Origin of the sequence: Microcoleus sp. B4-C1 (assembly GCF_036705285.1) — a bacterium.
Lineage (GTDB): Bacteria > Cyanobacteriota > Cyanobacteriia > Cyanobacteriales > Microcoleaceae > Microcoleus.
On record NZ_JAUBUC010000001.1, the window covers coordinates 63,186 to 84,755 of the forward strand.

18 protein-coding genes are annotated in these 21,570 nt (G+C 46.0%); 12 read left to right on the top strand and 6 right to left on the bottom strand.

Annotation, left to right across the window (positions count from 1 at the left end):
* Positions 1-34 precede the first annotated feature (34 nt).
* The 4 genes from QUB26_RS00335 to QUB26_RS00350 form a co-directional block, all read right to left on the bottom strand.
* On the bottom strand, positions 35-526 hold the full coding sequence (locus tag QUB26_RS00335) for a DUF1269 domain-containing protein (RefSeq protein WP_333237034.1): 492 nt from the start codon (positions 524-526) through the stop codon (positions 35-37).
* 89 nt (positions 527-615) lie between these two features.
* Entirely contained in the window at positions 616-1,305 is a 690-nt protein-coding gene (locus tag QUB26_RS00340; protein ID WP_333302396.1) for an isoprenylcysteine carboxylmethyltransferase family protein, read from the bottom strand.
* A 50-nt stretch (positions 1,306-1,355) separates the two neighbouring features.
* Positions 1,356-1,616, bottom strand: coding sequence for a DUF2933 domain-containing protein (locus QUB26_RS00345; protein ID WP_333237030.1), 261 nt, complete (start codon positions 1,614-1,616; stop codon positions 1,356-1,358).
* 43 nt (positions 1,617-1,659) lie between these two features.
* Positions 1,660-2,280, bottom strand: coding sequence for a DUF305 domain-containing protein (locus QUB26_RS00350; protein ID WP_333237028.1), 621 nt, complete (start codon positions 2,278-2,280; stop codon positions 1,660-1,662).
* A gap of 70 nt (positions 2,281-2,350) precedes the next feature.
* Here QUB26_RS00350 and QUB26_RS00355 point away from each other — a divergent pair, with 70 nt between their 5' ends.
* Complete coding sequence (locus QUB26_RS00355; protein ID WP_333151717.1) at positions 2,351-2,491, top strand: hypothetical protein; 141 nt, start codon at positions 2,351-2,353, stop codon at positions 2,489-2,491.
* A 132-nt stretch (positions 2,492-2,623) separates the two neighbouring features.
* Here the strand turns inward: QUB26_RS00355 and QUB26_RS00360 are convergent, their stop codons facing one another.
* Positions 2,624-2,983 (bottom strand): four-helix bundle copper-binding protein, encoded by a 360-nt coding sequence (locus QUB26_RS00360; RefSeq protein WP_333142793.1) that lies wholly within the window; start codon positions 2,981-2,983, stop codon positions 2,624-2,626.
* 268 nt (positions 2,984-3,251) lie between these two features.
* Between QUB26_RS00360 and QUB26_RS00365 the strand changes: the two genes are divergently transcribed.
* From QUB26_RS00365 to QUB26_RS00400, 8 genes are all read left to right on the top strand, one after another.
* Complete coding sequence (locus QUB26_RS00365; RefSeq protein WP_333237023.1) at positions 3,252-5,360, top strand: response regulator; 2,109 nt, start codon at positions 3,252-3,254, stop codon at positions 5,358-5,360.
* A gap of 88 nt (positions 5,361-5,448) precedes the next feature.
* On the top strand, positions 5,449-5,577 hold the full coding sequence (locus QUB26_RS00370) for a hypothetical protein (protein WP_333142795.1): 129 nt from the start codon (positions 5,449-5,451) through the stop codon (positions 5,575-5,577).
* On the top strand, positions 5,577-6,026 hold the full coding sequence (locus QUB26_RS00375; RefSeq protein WP_333142796.1) for a pyridoxamine 5'-phosphate oxidase family protein: 450 nt from the start codon (positions 5,577-5,579) through the stop codon (positions 6,024-6,026). Before QUB26_RS00370 ends, QUB26_RS00375 begins: the two co-directional genes overlap by 1 nt.
* A gap of 135 nt (positions 6,027-6,161) precedes the next feature.
* Positions 6,162-8,288: a heavy metal translocating P-type ATPase gene (locus QUB26_RS00380; protein WP_333237019.1), complete on the top strand. Its 2,127-nt coding sequence runs from the start codon at positions 6,162-6,164 to the stop codon at positions 8,286-8,288.
* 27 nt (positions 8,289-8,315) lie between these two features.
* Positions 8,316-8,780 carry a hypothetical protein gene (locus QUB26_RS00385; RefSeq protein WP_333237014.1) on the top strand — a complete coding sequence of 155 codons (465 nt, stop codon included), beginning with the start codon at positions 8,316-8,318 and terminating at the stop codon, positions 8,778-8,780.
* 9 nt (positions 8,781-8,789) lie between these two features.
* On the top strand, positions 8,790-10,361 hold the full coding sequence (locus tag QUB26_RS00390; RefSeq protein WP_333237012.1) for an oleate hydratase: 1,572 nt from the start codon (positions 8,790-8,792) through the stop codon (positions 10,359-10,361).
* A gap of 251 nt (positions 10,362-10,612) precedes the next feature.
* Positions 10,613-10,840 (top strand): hypothetical protein, encoded by a 228-nt coding sequence (locus QUB26_RS00395; protein WP_333237010.1) that lies wholly within the window; start codon positions 10,613-10,615, stop codon positions 10,838-10,840.
* A gap of 70 nt (positions 10,841-10,910) precedes the next feature.
* Positions 10,911-11,156 (top strand): hypothetical protein, encoded by a 246-nt coding sequence (locus QUB26_RS00400; protein WP_333237008.1) that lies wholly within the window; start codon positions 10,911-10,913, stop codon positions 11,154-11,156.
* 70 nt (positions 11,157-11,226) lie between these two features.
* On the opposite strand, the gene QUB26_RS00405 is transcribed toward QUB26_RS00400, so the two are convergent.
* Positions 11,227-12,435: an MFS transporter gene (locus tag QUB26_RS00405; protein ID WP_333237006.1), complete on the bottom strand. Its 1,209-nt coding sequence runs from the start codon at positions 12,433-12,435 to the stop codon at positions 11,227-11,229.
* 284 nt (positions 12,436-12,719) lie between these two features.
* Between QUB26_RS00405 and QUB26_RS00410 the strand changes: the two genes are divergently transcribed.
* Genes QUB26_RS00410 through QUB26_RS00420 form a run of 3 tightly spaced genes read left to right on the top strand, consistent with a single transcriptional unit; the run spans position 12,720 to position 21,551 of the window.
* Positions 12,720-14,414, top strand: a complete 1,695-nt coding sequence (locus tag QUB26_RS00410) for a hypothetical protein (protein WP_333142803.1) — start codon at positions 12,720-12,722, stop codon at positions 14,412-14,414.
* A gap of 23 nt (positions 14,415-14,437) precedes the next feature.
* Entirely contained in the window at positions 14,438-15,760 is a 1,323-nt protein-coding gene (locus QUB26_RS00415; protein ID WP_333237004.1) for a hypothetical protein, read from the top strand.
* Positions 15,753-21,551, top strand: coding sequence for a DEAD/DEAH box helicase (locus tag QUB26_RS00420; RefSeq protein ID WP_333237002.1), 5,799 nt, complete (start codon positions 15,753-15,755; stop codon positions 21,549-21,551). The genes QUB26_RS00415 and QUB26_RS00420 overlap by 8 nt, the downstream gene beginning before the upstream one ends.
* The last annotated feature ends 19 nt before the right edge of the window (positions 21,552-21,570 follow it).

Below are 21,570 nucleotides of genomic sequence, written 5' to 3' on the forward strand. Positions count from 1 at the left end.
ACGTGGTGGCTTCGAGATTTCTTGGAGTTACGACTTACCCTGCTTCGGTTTTCGTAAGAACTGCCTGAAGTTGTGCCTCATCTTCGTGGGATAACGAAGTTCGTAGGACTTTTCCCTCAAATTTGCTCAAGTCGTCCAAAACCTTGTCAGGTGTAGACTTTCTCACCAAAACAAAAATGGCAGAGGTTCCAGGTTCGATCGTGTTGCCTAGTTCTTGAATGAAATTGTCATCAATGCCGATATCCGTTAAGGCACCGGAAAGGGCACCCACTGCTGCACCCACAATTCCCAGTATGGGTTCAAAAAACATCAAGCCGATTAACAGTCCCCAGAAGCCGCCACTTAACGCGCCACCGGTGACGAGTTCTTGAGTTTGTTTAATCTTGACTTTGCCATCTTTCTTTCTGACCACGATCGCTGCATCTTCTAGATCGATCAGATATTCCCGCTCCATTTTTCTGAGATCGAGCAACACTTCATCTGCCTTAAATTCATCAGGAAAGCCAATCACAATTAGATCACTCATATTTTTCTACCTGTTTAAATGAACACTCAACTTTGAAAAGGAAAAACTTGCACGAAGGTAATCACAGTTCCTAGTCCTAGAAAAAAATACTAGATGTCATGGTGAGACTCCTGTGAATGAGCTAGTTTTTTCTGAATGTTGCGATGACCCCAGGGGACAAATGCAGGTGTCAGTGCGGCATAACGGGCATACTCCTCACCAAATTCTGCTAAGGCATCCCGTTCTTCTTGGTGAGCTAATCGGATATACATCGCGACCAAAATGGGGAACATGAGCAACGTCACGAGAGTAGGCCATTCCAGCAAAAAGCCCAACATGATGACAATGAAGCCGACATACTGCGGATGGCGAATGGTTGAATATGGCCCTGAAACCGCCAATGTATGACTTCGTTGAGCTTTGTAGAGAACTTCCCAAGCATTTCCTAAATAAATCAGTCCACCAAAAATTAGTACATTACTCAGAAGGTGAATCGGATTCCAATGAGGATCGCCTTTCCACCCCAGGAATGTCCACCACAGATGCCCAGCATCATGGGAAAAAATGTTCAATCCTGGATAGCGGGTTTGCAGCCAGCCTGAGAATAAGTAAAGCGTTAAGGGGAACCCATACATTTCTGTGAACAATGCCACAATGAATGCTGAAAATGCCCCGAACGATCGCCAATCTCTAGGGTTACGCGGCTTGGTGAAACTAAAGGCAAAGATGATAAATATCAGGGAATTAATAATCACTAATCCCCACAGTCCGTAAGCAGGAACGTTACTCATATCTCTCATGGTTCGATCTCCTGGACATAAATTGATTTACAGAGTACGAATAATTGCCTTCAGCGAGATGGGCTATTGCCGCTGTTACCGTCTCCATGTCCTCCATGTCCCCCATGTGCTCCGTGCATAAATAGGTGCATGAATATACAGATGAACAGTAAAGAGTACGGTAAGAATCCCGCTAAATGCGCCCAATGTTCTGTAATCAAAAAGTACGCAATAATCCCGATCGACACATACAGCACAACCTTAATTGGCAAGCTGAGACGAGTTGGCTGACGATCGGGCTGGGACTGATTTGATGAACCATGTTGGTGCATAAAGACCTCCTTGTGAATAGAACAACTCGCGATTCCAGGCTTGTTACCACCCTTGCATCTGTGCGATTTCAGCGCTCTGAGATGTGATGATTGACTGAGCCAAAGTACGGATTTCTGGATGAGAAGCACGCTCAGATGCCATCTTCGCCATCATCACCGCCATTTGATGATGGGGAATCATTTGGCGCACAAATTCTTTGTCAAAGTCCGGGGCTTTCTTGAGCGCGTCGAGGTCAGTTTTCATGCTCATCATGCCCTCACCCATCATGCCTGAGCCTGTGCCCTGCCCTTGGTTGTGGTGCTCTCCCATCATGCCCATGTCATTCATTGAAGGTGCAGGGACTTCTTTGCCGAACCACTGTTTGTACCAGCTACGCATCTCTTGAATTTCACGAGTTTGGTCTTTTTTAATCGCTTGGGCTAATTTTTTAACTTCTGGGCGTTTGGCGCGACTAAAAGCAAGATCAGCCATTGCGATCGCATCTTGGTGATGCGGGATCATCATTTCGATAAAATGCTGATCGACTCGGACTGATCTGGGTTGTTGAGGATTTCCTGGTGCAGGTAATGACTGAGCCTGTTTGCTGTTACCAAGAACAAACCCCGTCACAGCACCACTACTGAGTAGCCCGACTAAACTGTAAACCAAAAACTTCTTATTCATAAACTTACCTTGGCTAAGGGATGATCACGTTATTCTACTTTTTAAACTACGCTTAGATTGTGAGAAACTTATGAGCGATGTAAAGCTAGAGAGAGAACTTTTTGCTTGTCCAGCTTTTGATGTAGGAACGGGCATTTTTTGCCAGCAACTTCGACAAAACCAGTGGATAGATCCACCTTGGATGTGTCGGAGAAGTTTATCGGAGCAATAAGAACAATTTTGCATGGCTCCATTTGATAAAACTCAGCTAAAGCGGGTACTGATTCTGCACTGATGGCTGTTGCGTAGGATAATGGTTGAGCGCGATCGCTCATGCAGCAGCCAACGTGCTAAATAAATGGTTTTATGCCGTTGCTTTAGCCATTTGACGGCAAGATTCAGCACAACGACGGCAGGCTTGAGCGCATTTCTTACACTGATCGTGGTCGTGCTTCTCACACTCAGTCGCACAGCGATCGCACGCTTCTGCACAAACCGCACACATTTGAGCGTGCAGGTCAGAATTACGAGCCATGAACCGAGCGCAGAGAGCACAGGTATCAGCGCAATCGCGGCATAGCTGAATACATTGAGCCATCATCTGCACCATGTCACTGGTTAAGCAAGCGGTTCCGCATTGCTCACACTCACGAAGACAGTCGAGGCAATTCTGAATGCAGGTTTCTAGCAGAGATTGATGAGATTTAGTAGTAGTAGTAGTCATGGTTTTAAGCTCCTAAAGAATCAACACAACGAAGAACGGATTGTTATGCCCTTCACCTTGGTTAGGGGATGACTAAGTTCTTATATCTCTCAAGCTACGCTCAGACTATGAGAAACCTATGAGCGATTCAAGGTTTACGTCTTTAGGAAGATTTTTCCAGATTTTTGGCGATGAGCAATTCATTTCATCCTGATTTCATGATTTCTCATCATTATGGGAGGATTCCGCCCATCTGACACCGCAACCAGCCTGTAAAGGATTTAGACTGATGAAAATTTTGGTGGTAGAAGATGATGAGGCCATTGCCGACCTACTTACTTGCATTCTCTCCAACCAAAATTACGTGGTTGAAGTTGCTAACGATGGTGAGGCAGCTTGGGAACTGATTGTTGTTTATAACTATGATTTACTGCTGATAGATATTACGCTCCCTCGTTTAGACGGAATCAGTCTCTGTCGTAGAGTCAGAGCGCACGACTATAAAATGCCAATTATGCTGGTAACAGGGCGAGGCAGTGGTCACGACCAAGCGATCGGGCTAGATGCAGGTGCTGATGGATACATGGTGAAACCGCTCGATCAGGAGGTATTGATTGCTCGAATTCGAGCCTTGCTGCGTCGCGGAGACACGGCTTTTCAATCTGTGCTGGAGAAGGGTAGTTTGCGGCTCGATCCGACAAGTCGTGAAGTTACTTACGCAGGGCAACTTCTATCCTTAAGTCCCAAGGAGTTTTCGATCCTAGAGTTCTTTTTGCGGAATGGTCGTCAAGTCTTTACCTACAGCGTAATTTTGGATCAAATCTGGGCGTATGGAGAGACTCCTAGCGAAGATGCCGTGAGAACTCATATTAAGGGGCTACGGCAGAAATTTAGAGGGGTCGGCGCTCCCACAGATTTGATTGAAACGGTTTATGGACTGGGTTATCGGCTTAAACCAATCGCTGATTCAACCAAGACGGCTCAACTCACGTCTAATGAAGCGACTCAACCGATTCAACAACAAACCCTCAGCGCCTTATCCAAGCGTCAAGAAATTGATCCCGCCTCAAACGACTTAACTACAGAACGAATCGAGCCGGAAGAGTCTCTGTTTGTGGATGAGCGTCCTTTGTTATTGATCGTCGATCCCGATCGCCAACTGGCCCAACAGTTGATAAATGAAGCGGTGGACTGGGGATTTCGGAGCGCGATCGCAACGACACTTTCCGAAGCCGAAACGAAAATTGAGCAGGATGCGCCTACCGTTGTGCTACTCGATCCCGATATTACTCATCCCACAACAGAGAGTTTAAGGCTGCTGGCAAAGCTCAGTCATCAAACTCCTTCTGTGCCAGTTCTAGTTTTAACCAGTCACGATCAATTAACCGATCGCCTAGAAGTTGCCCAACTCGGCGGACATAGTTTTTTACACAAACCCTTGCCCCCGGCTCAAGTGCTGAAAGCGATCGCACAAGCGGCACAACAAGCAGAGACAGCAAAGCAACGGGTGATGGTCGTTGATGCTGAGCCCCAGATTCTTGCAACTCTGAAGGAGTTCCTAGAACCCTGGGGATTGAGCGTAACAACGCTCAACGCTCCTCAACGATTTTGGGAAACGTTGAAATCATGCTCACCGGATCTGCTAATTTTAGATGTGAAAATGCCTGGTGTGAGCGGCGTGGAGCTTTGCAAAATTATCCGCAACAATTCGCGCTGGGGGCGCTTGCCGATCATTTTTTTGACGGCGCATACCGATGCTGCGATCGTCAATCAAATGTTTTCAGTGGGTGCAGATGACTTTGTGAGCAAGCCGATCGTAGGGCCAGAATTGGTCAGTCGCATCATCAATCGCCTAGAACGGATCAAACTCCTTCAGAATGCTGCTGAGACAGATTATTTAACCAAACTCTCTAACCGCAATAAGTCAACCCAAGACTTAAACAAATACCTTCAACTTGCAAATCAACAGGAGCAGCCGCTCTGTCTAGCAGTTCTGGACTTAGACAATCTCAAACAGATCAACGATCGTCACGGGTACAATACTGGCGACATGGTGATGCGTCAGTGGGGACAATTGCTCCGGCAAACTTTTAGGCAAAATGCAGTCGTTGCTCGCTGGGAGAGCGATGAATTTGTGGTTGCCTTATCTAGCATGATTAAGGCAGATGGTATTCAAAGACTCACTCAATTATTAGCAACGCTCCACCACAGAAAATTCGTTGCTCCCGAGCAAACTCAATTTCGGATCACATTTAGCGCTGGAATTGCTCAATATCCAGATAATGGAACGGATTTGCCTTCTCTTTATCAAGCCGCATCCGAAGCCTTGCATCAGTCTAAAGTTGCTGGGTGTGCTTGTATTTTTTCTGCGGGAGACTCTAGGGCTATTCTCCAATAAACGAAGTCTTAATTCATTATTAACATTCTCAAACTCAAACTTTTCTTAACTCCTCATAAGTTCCTCAGATTGTTTTATTACAGTCAAAGTGGGTATGCAAGGACTGTTGCATACAATCACCTCCGATCGCGCGCATTCTGGCATTGGGGAAGGTTTTGTATATCAGAGAGTTTTAGTAGCGATCGATGATTTTGAAATTAGCAGTGGAGAACAGTAATGTTAGATATCGATGAAATGGGACAAAAAGAAATACACGAACTGCTACATAAAGTAGGATATGGACACCTCGGCTGCATAGGCGAAGGGTATCCATATATTGTGCCTATGCACTATTACCTTAAAGACTCAGAAATATATATCTTCACAACGGTGGGAATGAAGACTGAGTATATGGATGCAAATCCAAAAGTTTGCTTACAGATCGAAGAAGTTCACGATCTGGTGCACTGGCGCAGCGTTGTTGTGAATGGTCGCGCTGAACGCCTCACTGAGCAGCAAGATATTGATCGGGTGATGCAATTTGTCAAAACGCAGAATCCAACACTTTCGCCTGCGATCAATCGAACCTGGATCGATGCTTGGGGACGAGCAGAGGTGATTGCAATCTACCGCATTCACGAGAATGAAATGAGCGGACGCACGACTGATGGAGTTAGCAGTCAGTGAAATCGAAAAATTTGGACAAACTTATTTTAGAAGGCTGATTTTAATTCGGCGATCGCCTCTCTAAAATTTCGCCCTAGCTTCCTTCTCTGTAAATCTGCCAACCAGGGCATCACATTAAATTAGGAGGATTAATTTATGAACCACGATCGCCATCAACATGGACAAACCCAACCCAAGCCAGGACACGCTGGGCACCACGAACACAAACAGCAACTTGAAAGGAATCTACCTGACCCACACAGCAATCATAGTGCTCACGGTAAACAGCCTAATCACGCTCAACACGCAGGTCACGACAAACACGCTGGACACAGCCCAGAGATTTTCAAACGACGCTTCTTTATTTGCCTCTTACTAACGCTGCCCGTTCTCTATTTTGCGCCCATGTTTCAGGATTGGTTTAGTTATGAAGCCATCCAGTTTTCAGGTGCGAATTGGGTGATTCCCATTTTCTCAACGATTATTTATTTCTATGGTGGCTGGGTTTTTCTGAAGGGAGCTTACTACGAACTCCGCAGTAAAATTGGCATGATGACTCTGGTTGCTCTAGCAATCACCGTGGCGTTTGTCTACAGTGTGGCAGTGACTCTTGGATTGGCGGGAGATTCTTTCTACTGGGAACTGGCCACCTTAGTCGATATCATGCTGCTCGGTCACTGGATGGAAATGGCTTCTGTGCTGGGAGCCAGCAATGCTCTACAAGAACTTGCCAAGTTAGTACCTTCTGTCGCTCACAAGAAGCAGGCGAATGGGCAGATAGAAGATGTCCAAGTAAGCGCATTAGTTGAGGGCGATCTAATTCTGATTCGTCCCGGTGAACAAGTCCCAATTGATGGTGAGGTCATCGAGGGTACTTCCAACGTCAACGAAGCTTTTCTCACTGGGGAGTCGCGCCCGGTGGTCAAAAAAGCCAACGATGAAGCGATCGCCGGAGCAGTCAATGGAGAAGGCGCTTTGACAATCAAAGTCACTCGCACCGGAGATAAAACAACCTTGAGCCAAATTATGCGCCTAGTTGAGGAAGCGCAGGCATCTAAAAGTAAATTTCAAACACTAGCCGATCGACTCGCCTATTGGCTAACTTATACAGCGATCGCGATCGCTACGCTAGCGTTCATCATTTGGCTATCTGTTAAACCAGATGGTTTAACATTTGCAATTAATCGCGCCGTTACTGTATTGGTGATTGCTTGTCCTCATGCGTTAGGTTTAGCGATTCCCTTAGTTCTAGTTAACGCTACTGGAATGTCCGCTAAAAACGGCATTCTGGTACGAAATCGAGAAGCGTTTGAACGAGCCAAAGACATTAAAACAATCGCATTTGATAAGACGGGGACATTGACAACCGGACATTTTGGCGTGCAACGAATTTATACAGATAGTATAGATGAGTTAAAAGCTTTGGGCATTTCTGCTTCTCTCGAATCTTTATCAGAACACCCGCTTGGACAATCGATCGTAGAAGAAGCCAGCCATCGCAAAATCGAGCTTTCAAAAGCCAGTGACTTCAAAGCAGTTCCCGGTCAGGGCGTTGAAGGCGTGGTAAACGGTCAGCGCTATCGGGTTGGCAGACCAGAATGGGTTCAAGAGTTGAAATTGCAGTTTCCGCCAGCGTTGCAAAAGGGACTACAAGAACGTGAATCTCGTGGTGAAAGTGCGATCGTGCTGATGGACGACAAGCAAGTTCTCGCCCTATTCGGGTTAGCAGACCAGGTGCGGGCATCTGCACGAGAAGCGGTTGTGAAATTACAGAAAATGGACGTGCAAGTGGTCATGATTACAGGCGATGCCGAAGCGGTTGCCAAGGCGGTTGCTGGGGATTTGCAGATCGATCGCTACTATGCTCGTGTCCTACCACAGGATAAAGCTGCATTGATTCGTAAGCTCAAAGCTGAGAAGCCAACCGCCTTTGTGGGCGATGGAATCAATGATGCACCGGCTTTAACCGAGTCGGATTTAGGACTGGCGATCGGCGCTGGAACCAATGTGGCGATCGAGTCGGCTGATTTAATTTTGGTTAAAAGCGATCCGCTTGATGCAACCTACGCGCTTAAACTTGCGAAAGCGACCTACAACAAAATGACTCAGAACTTGCTTTGGGCAACTGGGTACAACGTCGTTGCAATTCCTTTAGCAGCAGGAATTGGTGTACCGTTCGGCCTTCTATTAACGCCAGCATTGGGCGCAATATTAATGAGTGTTTCGACGGTCGTTGTTTCAATTAATGCAATGTCGTTACGTCGCGTTCGTTTGAGTGATTAACTGCATATCTTGGAGGAGTAAGAGTTTATGTCCAAGAGAATCTTCCAAATTCTGGCGGCACCAGAAACCAACCTGTTTCTCTTTGCCTTTTTGCTCAACTTTGTTTACGAAGTTTGGCAGGCTCCCTATTACGAGTTCTACCGAAGTCCCTCTTTAGCCGACAAAATCAATGACTTGACTCACTGCTCCTTCGGCGATGGGGTCATTATTCTATTTAGTAGTTGGGTGGTGAGTGTGTTAGTTCGTTCGCGGAAGTGGGTGCTTTATCCCACCTCGAAGCTGGCGTTCCTGTTTACCAGTATTGGGTTGGTGATTACTCTGGTAATCGAAACCTATCGAGTTAATGTTTCTAAAGTCTATGGGGTTCCGGTGCTGGCAGTACCCATTCTAGGGATGAGTTTACTGGCCGTAATTCAGTGGATCGTTTTACCACCATTCATCCTTTATCTGGCTCGCCGTCATATGTTGGGTTATCTCGAAAAGCGGAGCTAATTAATCGACATGGACAAGGAATTTAATGCCTATCTGTTGGGTGGTGGTATCGGCTCTTTAGCAGCCGCAGCCTTCATGATTCGCGACGGCGGACTCCCTGGCAGAAATATTTTTATCCTAGAAGTAAAGCCCATCTTGGGCGGGAGTTTGGATGGAGCCGGGAACCCTGTAGACGGTTATTCGATGCGGGGGGGACGGATGTTGACGAGTGACAATTATGAATGCACTTGGGATCTTTACAAGTCCATCCCCTCCCTAAGTTCGCCCGGTAAAACAGTGTTTGACGAAACTATGGAGTTTAATGAACGGCATAAGTCAAATTCTATGGCGCGTCTCGTTGACAGCCGCCGAGCAAAAGTCCCTGTGAGTTCAATGGGCTTTTCCATGCAAGATCGTCAAGAGTTGCTGAAGCTTAGCCAAGCTGATGAAGACGAATTGGCTGCTAGTCGTATCACTGATTGGCTTTCTCCAGAATTCTTCAAGACTGAATTCTGGTTTATGTGGGCAACTACATTCGCCTTCCAGCCGTGGCACAGTGCCGTTGAATTCAAGCGTTACTTGCATCGCTTCATGCTCGAATTCTCTCGGATTGAAACCCTTGCTGGGGTGAAGCGAACCATTTACAATCAGTACGATTCATTGGTTCGTCCACTTCAGAGTTGGCTCGCAGATCAAGGTGTCAATTTCATCGTCGATTGCAAGGTCACAGATCTCGATCGCAACACCGAAGAAGGCAAGTTTGTGGTGACAGGCATTCATTATCAGCAGAAGGGTGAAAGTAAAGCGATCGCGCTTAAAGACGGCGACCTGGTTTTTCTGCAAAACGGATCGATGACTGATGCCTCAAGTTTGGGTTCTATGACAAGTGCGCCCAAGAAGCTGACCAAACAGGACAGCGACAGTTGGAATTTGTGGGAAAAGCTGGCGGCAGAACGCCCAGATTTCGGTAATCCTTCTGCTTTTAACAACAGCATTGCCGAGTCACTGTGGGAGTCTTTTACAGTCACACTAAAAACCCCTACATTCTTCAACAAAATGCTTGAATTTAGCAGCAATCAACCGGGAACTGGTGGGCTTGTCACGTTTAAAGACTCCAACTGGCTGATGTCTATCGTGCTCGCCTATCAACCCCACTTTATAAATCAACCTGTTGATATACAGGTCTTCTGGGGATACGCTCTTTTCCCCGATCGCGTGGGTGATTTTGTGCCCAAGCCGATGAGCGAGTGTAACGGTGAAGAAATTCTGCGAGAACTCTGCGGTCATCTACGATTCGATCTGCATACTGTGGAATCGGCAAACTGCATTCCTTGCAGGATGCCGTACATCACAAGTATGTTTATGCCTCGTTTAGGCACGGATCGACCGTTGCCGATTCCTCGCAGCTCGAAGAACCTTGCTTTCATCAGCCAGTTTGTCGAAATTCCTGATGATGTTGTCTTCACGGTTGAGTATTCGGTGCGAGTTGCTCAAATGGCAGTTTATGAATTTTTAGGTATTAACCGCCAAATCCCGCCCGTTTCGCCTCATGATAAGTCACTGCGAGTGCAGTTTGAGGCTTTAATCAAAGCGTTTAAATGAGTTTTGTAACTTCCCAGAAAAGTTGATTCATACCGTCAATCAGCAACGCCGTTTTTTCATTATCTTTACCAAAATTTCTGTTCTATTATCTTAAACTCTTTAGTCGAGTAGAGAGTCAAGTAGAGAAGTCAACATCATTCTTCAGGCATATTTACTCGAATTTTTGAATCTAGGCCTTGACTCTCTAGTGAGGTTGAGAGTTTAGTATGGACTTAGTTCTAAGAAAATTAGTCACTCAATTGAGGATAAAGATGAGTATGCTCACACTTGCTAAAACAGTAATCGGTGGAACTATAGCTGGCTTAACGTTGTTAGCTTTGACAGCTAATCCCTCGTTTGCAGACACTCACAACCAGACTGCTAGTCAAACAATAGCGCAAACCAATCAGGCTCCGCAGCAGCCTACTGAAGGCGGATGTAGCTGTTGCAAGGATATGATGAAAAATATGCCTGGTATGTCTGGGATGAGAGGAAATTAAAGCAACCGCTCCAGATAGACGGTTATGGCGATCGCCATGCGATCGCCTTTTGGGAAATATTTAGGATGCTGTGAAAAGAACTAACAGACAAGGCGTTCTTTGGAATCAGAAAAACGGTGTCGCCCTAACAGTTTTACTGCTCTGTTTACTGCTTTGTTGGTGGTTGGAGCATCCTAATATAAATCTATTCACACCAGAAGGCTTCAAACAAGCAGTCAAGAATCTAAGAATTTTTGTTGCCGTTCAGGTGTTAGCCACCGTCGCGGCAATTTCTTTGTTCCGCTCTGAGGTTCCAAAGCGGGAGTTTAGTCAGTAACCCTGAACCTGAATTTTTCTCACTAACTCAAGCTTGATGCCAGACGTGAGGTAGTGTTGTGCCTGAATCATCAATGCTGATGTTTCTGCATCCAACCCAGCATTAAGCCAGTTCCCATTAGTAAAAAGCCAGCAAAGCTATAAGGGGCGCTTACCTGCCATGCAAATAAAACGCCCCCTAACATTGATCCCCCAACTTGTCCGAGGCTATTAGCGGCATTTTGAATTCCTAACACTGTTCCCGTGTGTTGACCGCCCCGTTTTGAAATCAAAGCAGCTACATTTGGGGTAATCAATGCCATACCGAATGCCAATATAGCGACAACTCCCAGCACAATCGGAAGCGATCGCGCCATTAGCAGCAGGAAGATTCCGCTTCCCATGAGTGCAAATCCCAGAGCAACTTGGGCGATCTCATTCATATATCGAGACAAAAAGCTCACTGCAATGATTTGAAAGACTGCCATCACTGAGCCACACATCATAAATACAAAGCCTGTTTGGACGGGCCCGTATCCCAATATTTCTTGAGCATATAATGCAAAAACGGCTTCAAACATCGTGAGTCCAAACTGGGCGATCGTGGCTAAACCCAACAGCAGTAATAATGGTTTATCCAGCCTTTTCCAATCTAGTGCTGGCTGACGAGGGACTACAGTTGCGGATCTCGATGGTAACGATTCTGGCAACCAGCGGAGAGCGACTAGCAGCGTTAAGAACATCAAACCCGCAGCTAGAAAAAAGGGAGGAGCATAATTTTCAATTTTGAGATCGAAAAGACCGAGGGTAAAATGTAAGTCTTCACGAGTTGTCAAACCACCAAAAGCTGGTCCAGCAATTGCTCCAAGACTCACTGCTGTACCGAGCCAAGCCATTCCTTGGGTGCGATCGCGCTCAGTCGTTACATCCGAAACATAAGCCGCAGCAGCAGGCAGCATCGCAGCGGCTAGAACCCCACCGACCGATCGAGCAACATACAGCATTGCGAGGGATGATGCAAACCCAAATAGTAGTTGAGCGATCGCGGAACCGGCAATTCCGATCAAAATTAAGGGTCGCCTGCCGACTCGATCTGACCATTGCCCCCAAAACGGTGCTGTAATTAACTGAGCGAAGGCGTAAATGCTGGTTAATAAGGTAATGTGAATGGCGATCGTCTCACGCGGAACAACTGCTGTATGTAAATGTTGGGCGTAGAAAGGAAGTACAGGCAGGCTTACTCCGAAGCCAATCATGACTACAAATAAGCAAACAAGAAGTAAGAAGAGCTTTTTAATCATAAAATCAGGTGAGGGGTTTTATTTGTATTGGGTTGGTAATTACTCTGGTAATCGAAACCTATCGAATTAATGGTTTCTAGGCGTTGCTGATTCACGGTATGAATCAACTTTTCGCTTGATGTTACAAAACTCACCCTACTTAGCTTATACCCATTCCGAAATCTTGAATTTATACCTGTATTCAGCAACGCCAGGCTGAATCTCATTAACTACCAATAGTCACACAAACCTGGGATAATTTAAACAAACGGCTCAGATGGTAAGCCAAAGAAGCGAAAACAGCAATGGCAAGCTACAGAGAATGGAACCAAGCATTAGTGTCTTACTTTACCAGTGGCGTACCGCGCGGTACTAAACTTTACGTAAGCGTTGACGACGATGTACTCGAGCGTATTGGTCTAGAATTTGGAAAGGATACGGGCGTCAACAACGGTCGCGATGACTTTTTGATTGCCGTAAGGAAAAGAGTCATCATTGACCAACAAGTTAATTTGAGCAACTTGCGAGGGTGTGATTCTGACGGTTTACCCAAAAGTATTGCCTTTCTCAGTGCCACAGTCCTAGCCGCCTATCAGATGGCTGAGGAAGAAAAAATATCAGAACTAAACTACTTCCGGCGATTGCAGAAAATTTTAGGTCTGTCCGACGCTCGTCGTCCACCGGGCATGGAATCTGGTTCCGCTGCTGAAGAACCGCTATGGAAAGAATGGAATCTTTGGCTAAGGCAACAGGGATTTTTACCTTCAGCAGTTCGGGGTCGCGGTGGTCCAACTACCTATATAAATTATCCAATTTCGCAATCTCTTCTACGCCACGCTGATAAAAACCGACTTCTAGATATATTTAACGAAAAGCAATGGACAGCCCAATGGGATGCCCAAACTTTATTTACTCATGTCCGCCGCGAGACGCCGAGGCTTTGCCAACACTTAAAAGAGTTACTGACGGACAACAGGCAGCGCTATGAAGCCGTTGCCGAAGCAATTCACGAAGTTTACGAACAATGGCAAAATGAGGGGAAACCAGTAACACTAAAACAAGGAGTACGCACCTGGAGCCGCTACCTTTTTGCAGGTTTATATCGCACTGAAGATCCATTCTTGGGCCAGATTGATTACTATCTCTACCCGAAACAGCTAAAAGGGCGACCAGTAGAATCGGTACAAGTTCAGTACAGAGATAACGTTCACCAGCTTCGGGACGAACGCGCTGGATGGTATTTCCCTCTAAAAAATCCAATAAATATGAATGAATTGGATCGCGGTGCAAGATACCAAATTAGTTGTTCTACAGACCTGGATTCCCTAATTTTGCCCGAGCGTAACTTTTGGATATTAATTCCAGATCCCGATAACCCAGATTCAGGAGCCTATGCTTCTTGGGGAACGCCATCCCTCGGTACGCCATTTATCCTACTCTACAAAAAAGAACTGCTCTCAGATATTCAACGGTTGCAAGATGAGCAGCTATTGAAATGGCAGGGTGGAGCACAACCAGTATTTAAAAATTCTACCTGGTTTGAAATTCACACCTGCATGGTTGTTTCCCAAGCTTGGGATGCAGTCTTTATCAAAAGTCAAGAACTTAAAGATGCTTTGCAACCCAGTGTCCGTTTATCTATTAGCTTTTCAGGTGGTTTGCGCGTACCTCAATTGGGTGCATGGCTAGAGGGACATAGCCCTCTAGTAACTATCTTTGGTTTCCATCCCACAGTTGAGTTACAAGTAACTCGATTATCGGATGATTCCCAAATTTGGGAAAAGTTACAGCAAAGTACAAATATTCCCATTGTAGTTAACTTTCCTAGTGTAGGTGACTATCTCGTAAAAGCTACTTGTGGAGGTGAATCTAGCGAGCGCTTTGTCAGAATTGTTGATTGGAGTGGTCTGTCAATAGTAGAACCATCAAGTTGTGAAGTGATGCCGATCGGTTCAAGTCATAATATTTGTGGCAGCGTCCTTCAGTCATTGGCTCAATAAAGTTAAATAAATTCAAAAGTAAAATGACCAAAATTCAACGTTGGTACAGAGGATTTTCATACAAAGGGAACCCAAAACAACTTATCCAGGAAGTTTCCAAACACATACAACACCAAAATATCAGTCAATATGTGCCACTTCTGCGACTGGAAAAAGGAGCTACTTCTAGAAAAAGCTTTTATTTTTTTCTAGCAATTGAAAGTAGTACCCTAGGAGAAATACCTCAAGAAATTGTAAACTCTAATTTGCTCAAATTTCCCTGTTTTAAAACTTCGGCAGTTCCCGGCAATAAGAGCTTCACCTATGAACAAATAAAATCTATGGTTGGGGCAGCCCATGAAGTTTACGATTACACGAACCCTATTCCTTATCAGCCTGTAGAGAAAGTTACCTATGATAACCCATTTGAGGCGAGCGCCTCATCGCCTATCAATCAATCGTCACCAGATATTGAGGCACTTTCCCAGCGTTACGAACACCTTCTCTACTGGCTATCTACCCTTGGTAGCGGAACGTGGGAATCCTTCAAAAAAGCCTGCGATACTCTGAGACTTGAGGAACCAAAACGCATTTTACGGAGGCTTAGGTTGCTTGGGCATATTGAGTCTTCTTCAGACGGTACACGATGGTCTATGGCTCCTACAGCCCTCGTTAAGATTAAATCAGACTCTCCAGAATTTCTTCTTTGCGGTCAACGCAGCATCAAGTTGCTGAAGGAGTTGGAAAAATATACAGATATAATTTCCAGTCATCAATCAAGAAGAGACGCACCGCCTTGCATTCGTCTCAATTTGAGTGACTTTAATATAATTACAAGCCAGTTTTCTATCCTTTACGCTGGGGAAGTATCGAGCCGACTTGCTGAAATTATACCAAATCTTGACATTTGGAAGCAGAATCTCAGAAGCTTGCAGGGAATTGTGCCGAGTATATACGAGTGGAAGCGCTTTGATGGTAATGATTTTATTAGCTGTATCTCTCCCAATCAAACAGGTATGTACCAGATGTGGAGGATAGAGGAGAGCGATCGTCCTGGCTATACACTCTTTTATGACCAAGAAAGCGCTAGTTGGCGACAGGGCGACTGGTATGGTCTACGATTTTTAGCATTGCAGCACAGTGGCTTTGAATGTATTGCACGTTACGATCACGCTAGCGGGCGTTTAGCAATACCTGTCTCCCAGCGTTGGCCGGAAATTTACGAACGTGCGCTAGTGCTAGCATCTGGACAACTCCCAACTTATCAAAAATCCTGGTTGCTCTACGAGAACGTGCCGATGGAAGTAATTTCTCTGCTAACTGATAAACTTAATGTAAAGTGCGAAGAGGTACCTGCCAGTGCATGACTTAGTTGGCGCATATCAAAGACTTGATCGCATTTATCAGCTATATATCAAAAGTGCCTTTCCCCTGCGTTACCGCGCTTTGGCTGATGAACGCGATCGCCTCCTCCAGCAACCAGGTATCTTGAGTCAGCCTCCCTTAGTTGAGCCTGTCCCGATTTATCCATCATCGGGGATGAATTTGTCAGCCGCAGCCAATCAACTGCCCTCCGAATACCACAATTTGGCACAACTTGGGCAAATGATTTTCGATCCGGGAGTCCAGCTTTACCAACACCAATGGGAAAGCCTGCGGGAAGTGTTGGTTAACCAGCGAGATTTAGTCGTGACTACTGGTACGGGTTCCGGTAAAACCGAATGTTTCCTCTTACCGCTTTTCGCACAGTTAGCAAGGGAATCCCAAACTTGGGGGGCTAATCGCCAACCGCCATCAAATCATCGTTGGTGGGATAACAATGTAAATTCTAATGGCGACCGTATCTCTCAATGGGCGCATACACCCCGACCAAAAGCCCTCCGTGCCTTGATTCTCTATCCTCTTAACGCGCTAGTTGAAGACCAGTTGCGGCGGCTGAGAAAAGCGCTAGAAGCGCCATCAGTACACCAGTGGTTAAATCAAAACAGAGGGGGAAATAGAATTACCTTTGGACGCTACACCGGACAAACACCAGTTTCAGGCATACAGAAAGACGATAGTATCAGACGACTGAAAAATGAATTAAGGGAACTAGAACAGCAGCGCCGACAGAGAGATACGGATATCCAAAACAATCCGTCTTGGCTTCAGGATATGCCCGATTTGCCTTACTACAAACCGCTACTTGATGGCGGTGAAATGTGGTCTCGGTGGGATATGCAAGATAGTCCGCCGGATATTCTAATTACTAATTACTCGATGCTCAACATTATGATGATGCGGAGTATTGAGAACAATATTTTTGATGCTACTCGTGACTGGCTTGCTGACAATCCCGACCACCAATTTTTCCTCATTATTGATGAACTTCATGCTTATCGCGGTACGCCGGGGACAGAGGTTGCTTATATTCTGCGATTGTTGTATTCGCGTTTGGGATTGACACCAGACTCGCCACAACTACGGATTTTGACGACTACAGCTAGCCTTGAGCCAAATCAACAGGGCAGAGACTTTTTGCGTGAGTTTTTTGGCCGCGATAATTTTGACTTCATCACAGGACAACAAACCCCACCAACACCAGGGGCAAGATTCAATCTTTCGGCCTATCAAAATGCTTTTGCCCAGTTTGCTCAGTCAGTACAAGCTGACCCATTGCAGGAAATGCAACCGCCAAATTCAGCATCTAATCAAGTGCGGAATGCTATGTCTAATTTGGCTATGCAGCTTGGACAACCGGCAGGATCTGGACTAAGTGCGGAACAACATCTTGGAGAAGCACTGGCTACTTTAGGCGCAGCCGATGTACTGAGAGATGCTTGTCGCGAAGTCGATCGTCTGCTTAATCCAAGTAATCCTAACCCTACAGTGAGGGCTACGAAAGTTATAGATGCAGAACACTTAAATGATCCAACAGATTTAGACCGTCAAATTTTCTCTGGTGCTGCGAGTAATGGGTTGGTATCTGATGCGATGCGGGGGCTACTTCTAGGACTGGGAATGTCTCAACGAGTGAGTACGGGGCGATCGCCTCAACCTGTACGCGGTCATCTATTCTTCCGCAACCTGCAAAACTTATGGGCTTGCTGTAATCCTAACTGTACCCATTCACCAGTCGATCGAAATATAAGGCAGAACACTCCGAATCCTCCGACTGTTGGTGCAATTCATGCCACTCATCGCCTTAGCTGCTCCTGTGGTTCTCGTGTTTTGGACTTAATTATTTGTGAAGTGTGTGGAGAGGTTTTTCTTGGAGGCTACAACAAAACTACTCAACCAATAGGAAACACAAATGTAGAAATTCTTACACCCGATCAACCCGATTTAGAGGGAATCCCTGACCGTATTACTCTCAATCAACGCTACGGAAATTATAGAGTTTTTTGGCCTTTGCCTGGAGAGACACCTGTTTGGGATACGCAGCCACAAGACCCAGAATGGACGCTTGATAAAATAAAACGCCGATGGGTTCGTGCCAAGTTAAATCGGACTACAGGCGCACTTACGCAGAATAGCACTCAACCACAAGTAGATGAAGAAATACCAGGGTGGCTCTATCAAGTGACAGGCAATCATCCAGAAGAACGAGCATTGCCAAGTAAATGTCCTCGCTGTGATGCTGACTACGGAAGACGAGACAAATTTCCTACTCCCCTGCGTTTCCACCGCACCGGATTTCAGAAAGCTTGCCAAGTGCTTGCCAGTGGACTTCTGAGAGAAATGCCAGCACCAATAAGCCCCACCAGTCGATCGTCTCGCAAGCTGGTCATATTTTCCGACAGCCGTCAAGATGCCGCCAAGCTAGCTGCAGGGATGGAGCGCGATCATTATCGCGACATGGCGCGGATGTTGCTGATTCAGTCTTTTCAAGATTATTGGAATGACTTTGTAGGCTTCCTCCGCATTACTTGTGCAAATAACCAAACAGCACTTACTAGGTTGCAGGCATTGAACCCAGATCTTTACACTGCTGTTGTTGCGAATCCGCAGCCTGATGATATGGTTCGGCGCAACCGATTTCGCAATACTAATCAGGCTTTGGTAAATGAAGCAAGAGACTGGATTGATGATTTGCCCTCAAGTAATCAGCAGGCTCGTGACGAATGGCTAGGATTACTAGAGCGCTACCCAGGGGGAATTCCTCTTCTGAATTTGCGGGATAAGATTCGAGATGGCCTTCTCAATTATGGCATTTGTCCGGGCAGACCCAGCTTTCGGACTATGACCTATACAGTCGGACAGGGAAGGGGAGTAGAAAGGTTTCCTTGGTTTGATTGCTACAACTGGAATGCTAATCCAATCGCACGAGTTATTCCCGGCACCCAGGAACAGAGAGCTCATGCTGACCTGTTGGAAGCTCTCTTAACTGAAGAGTTGATGTATGCTCTTTTCCCCCACATTGCTCGGACTATTGAAGGACTGGCACAGGGTTGGGTTAGCTATCAATATCAAGGAAACCGAACTCCGTTGATTGAAGCAACTGAAGCAGTGATTCGACAATTAGGAATTCGGAAATTACATCGCTATTTTCCCCATGTCCGTCTCGACAATAATTCTGATTTGCCTAAGTTTGCTCAACGGTACATTAGTAGAACGGGCCTTGAACTAAGCGACGTGCAGCATCAGTTACAACAAGTCATTCCAATCCAACCTTCAAATCAATCTCAAAGTCAACGATTTATACTCGATCCAGATCGCCTCTATCTCGTTTTACCACCCCCGGCAAATTCTGATGGTTCGCGTCCGGGATTCCGTTGTCCGCAATGCAATGCTTTCTTTATTCAACCTGCTGCTGGAGTTTGCCCCGAATGTAACAGCGATCGCCGTTTTGACAATCCGAATACTTCCACAATTCATCTGACACCAGGACAGACAACAAGCGACTTTGATTACTATACCTATCTTTCAGAGCAATCAGGTCAGCCGTTCCGCATGAATGCAGAGGAATTAACGGGTCAAACTGACAAAAAAGAGCGAACTAGGCGCCAGGAGTTATTTCAAGACATCCCTATCAATCAAGAAATTCTGCGGGTTCAGGGTATCGACTTATTGAGCGTCACAACGACAATGGAAGCGGGGGTAGATATTGGTGCATTGCTAGCAGTAATGATGGCAAATATGCCGCCCCGCCGATTTAATTATCAGCAACGAGTTGGTCGTGCTGGCAGACGTTCTGCGGGAGTTTCATTAGCTGTTACCTTCTGTCGAGGCCGAAGTCACGATGACTTTTACTTCCAGCGTCCTGAAAGCATCACAGGCGATCCGCCGCCACCGCCCTACGTTGAGATGAAGAGTCAAGAAATTTTCCAGCGCGTCCTCATCAAAGAAGTGTTAAGGCAAGCTTTCACAGACACAGGAATCACTGCGTCTTTAGGTGGGACTGACAACGTACACGGTGAGTTTGGTGATGTTGCTAATTGGGCTAATTATGAAGTAGCGATCGCCAATTGGTTAAACAATCCAGCCAATGAACCGAAGATTTTGTCAGTTTTGGATATTTTGCGGGTGCAAACAACATTATCGAATGCTAGTAATTCTCAAATGTTGAATTATCTCCGCCAAAACCTGATAAATGCCATTCAAAATGTTGTAAATGACCCTACATACACTCATAATGCGCTGAGCGAACGTTTGGCAAATGCGGGGTTATTACCGATGTTTGGTTTTCCAACGCGGGTGCGTTTGCTTTACACGCGCTGGCCCTCACCGGGCGCTCAATGGCCACCAGAGACGGGAATAGTCGATCGCAACCTTGATGTGGCTATCAGCCAATTTGCACCAGGATCTGAGACTGTCAAAGATAAGGCGGTTCACACTGCTTGTGGTGTGGTTGAATTGTATCCTCAAGGCAACACAATTGCGACCGCACCAGGCTTAGTCCCAGCACTCACTCAGGGCAACGAATCTCTCGGACTTTGTAGTAACTGTCAAGCGGTAATCTACCCGTACATAACCTTAAATGAACCACTCCCTGGCGGTCAGCGATCGCCAACAACTCAATGTCCAGTTTGTGGTGTAAATGATGCGATGCGTTACATTGATGCCAGGGAACCCAAGGCATTTTTTACAGACTTGCAACCAGAGGACTTTGATGGGCAATTTGAGTGGCAACCGCGATCGACACGACCTTCTTTGAGTATCCCTCCGAATGATGGCACGCCTGCAAATAATGGCACGCCTGCATCTGTCCTTAATGCTTCTGTATCTGCATTCAATGACAATATCATTTCGGTTAATGATAATGGTGGCACTGGAGGGTTTGACTTCTACGAAAGAGTTAGGATTGATAATCGACATAAATCAGGAGCTTATGCTGTATCTAAGCAAAACAGTTCGGTTAGTACATCTGGAGCGGTTTATCGGGTAGCTCTACTATCTCGACGTAAAACAGATATCCTATTAGTAAATATTCAGGAATGGCCTAATGGCATATTTGCCAATCCAACTACAGTTGAAGGTCGTGCTGCTTGGTATTCTTTCGCGTTTTGGCTGCGGGTAGCGGCTGCTTCTCTTCTCGATGTGGATGCACTGGAGTTGCAGGCGGGTTTTCGTTCATTAGAGCAGAATGGAGCGATTATAGGTCAAGCTTTTCTTTGCGATCAATTGGAAAATGGAGCTGGATATTGCCAATTTCTCGCCCAACCGAATGAGTTTCAACGACTGATGGATCGGGCAGATCCAACAATTTCAAACAGCATTGCCTGGAAATGGACGAATCCTCACGAGCACGGAAGTGATTGTGATACTTCCTGCAATTTGTGTTTGCGGGACTATCAAAATCTGGCTTATCACGGGTTATTGGATTGGCGACTGGCTTTAGATATGGCACGATTGGTGTCTAATCCTGCGTCGGCGATCGATCTCAACTCTTCTTGGGGCAATTTCCAGAATCCTTGGCTTAACTTAGTGCAAGTTCCAATTCCAGCCGCACTTCAACGCTTGGGTTATGGTGCACCAGTGCAGTTTGAGACTCTCACTGGCTACGTGCACCAGAATGCTCGACGGCGGACAATCAAAATGATTCGACATCCTTTATGGAATGATGACCATCCAGAGTGGATTGCAGCGGTGGCGAGCGCGCGATCGCAGTATCCTGGTTATCAGGTGGAGGCTGTCAACCCGTTTATGGTTCTCCGGCGACCGGGAGATTGTGCGTGATGTGGGAGCAGATATTTTC

Excerpts from the sequence above, each read along its gene's own strand:
- QUB26_RS00335 (WP_333237034.1), bottom strand. The coding sequence starts at position 526 with ATGAGTGATCTAATTGTGATTGGCTTTCCTGATGAATTTAAGGCAGAT.
- QUB26_RS00340 (WP_333302396.1), bottom strand. The coding sequence starts at position 1,305 with ATGAGAGATATGAGTAACGTTCCTGCTTACGGACTGTGGGGATTAGTG.
- QUB26_RS00345 (WP_333237030.1), bottom strand. The coding sequence starts at position 1,616 with ATGCACCAACATGGTTCATCAAATCAGTCCCAGCCCGATCGTCAGCCA.
- QUB26_RS00350 (WP_333237028.1), bottom strand. The coding sequence starts at position 2,280 with ATGAATAAGAAGTTTTTGGTTTACAGTTTAGTCGGGCTACTCAGTAGT.
- QUB26_RS00355 (WP_333151717.1), top strand. The coding sequence starts at position 2,351 with ATGAGCGATGTAAAGCTAGAGAGAGAACTTTTTGCTTGTCCAGCTTTT.
- QUB26_RS00360 (WP_333142793.1), bottom strand. The coding sequence starts at position 2,983 with ATGACTACTACTACTACTAAATCTCATCAATCTCTGCTAGAAACCTGC.
- QUB26_RS00365 (WP_333237023.1), top strand. The coding sequence starts at position 3,252 with ATGAAAATTTTGGTGGTAGAAGATGATGAGGCCATTGCCGACCTACTT.
- QUB26_RS00375 (WP_333142796.1), top strand. The coding sequence starts at position 5,577 with ATGTTAGATATCGATGAAATGGGACAAAAAGAAATACACGAACTGCTA.
- QUB26_RS00380 (WP_333237019.1), top strand. The coding sequence starts at position 6,162 with ATGAACCACGATCGCCATCAACATGGACAAACCCAACCCAAGCCAGGA.
- QUB26_RS00385 (WP_333237014.1), top strand. The coding sequence starts at position 8,316 with ATGTCCAAGAGAATCTTCCAAATTCTGGCGGCACCAGAAACCAACCTG.
- QUB26_RS00390 (WP_333237012.1), top strand. The coding sequence starts at position 8,790 with ATGGACAAGGAATTTAATGCCTATCTGTTGGGTGGTGGTATCGGCTCT.
- QUB26_RS00395 (WP_333237010.1), top strand. The coding sequence starts at position 10,613 with ATGAGTATGCTCACACTTGCTAAAACAGTAATCGGTGGAACTATAGCT.
- QUB26_RS00405 (WP_333237006.1), bottom strand. The coding sequence starts at position 12,435 with ATGATTAAAAAGCTCTTCTTACTTCTTGTTTGCTTATTTGTAGTCATG.
- QUB26_RS00410 (WP_333142803.1), top strand. The coding sequence starts at position 12,720 with ATGGCAAGCTACAGAGAATGGAACCAAGCATTAGTGTCTTACTTTACC.
- QUB26_RS00415 (WP_333237004.1), top strand. The coding sequence starts at position 14,438 with ATGACCAAAATTCAACGTTGGTACAGAGGATTTTCATACAAAGGGAAC.